The following is a 443-nucleotide window of genomic DNA, read 5'->3' as shown; positions in this document are numbered from 1 at the left end:
CATCAATGAAGATGATGGCCGGGGCGGCCTCCTTGGCCTGCTCAAAGAGGTCGCGCACTCGGGAGGCACCGACGCCGACGAACATCTCGACGAAATCCGAACCTGAGATAGAGAAGAACGGCACCCCAGCCTCACCGGCTACCGCACGAGCCAGGAGGGTTTTACCAGTACCAGGCGGGCCATACAGCAGCACGCCCTTAGGAATCTTCGCACCCACCCGCTGGAACTTCGCCGGCTCGGCGAGGAATTCGCGGATCTCCTGCAGCTCGTCGATCGCCTCCTGGCAGCCAGCGACGTCGGCAAAGGTCGATTTGGGGGTGTCTTTGCTACCCACCTTGGCCTTGGACTTACCAAATCCCATGACGCCACCGCGGCCACCCATGCCCTGTGCCGCGTTCATGGCCCACAAGAAAAACAGCAGGATGATGACAAAGGGCAAGAAG

General features: G+C 60.9%; 1 protein-coding gene. It reads right to left on the bottom strand.

All coding sequences use genetic code 11. The annotated features are described in order from the left end of the window. On the bottom strand, positions 1-443 hold a 443-nt coding region (locus J5M71_RS28565; RefSeq protein ID WP_207839030.1), incomplete at both ends, for an AAA family ATPase.

The sequence above is a fragment of the Pseudomonas sp. 43(2021) genome, from assembly GCF_017490805.1.
Taxonomy (GTDB): Bacteria; Pseudomonadota; Gammaproteobacteria; order Pseudomonadales; family Pseudomonadaceae; genus Aquipseudomonas.
The sequence above is the reverse complement of the archived record's forward strand: the minus strand, read 5'-3'. Positions and strand labels throughout refer to the sequence as shown.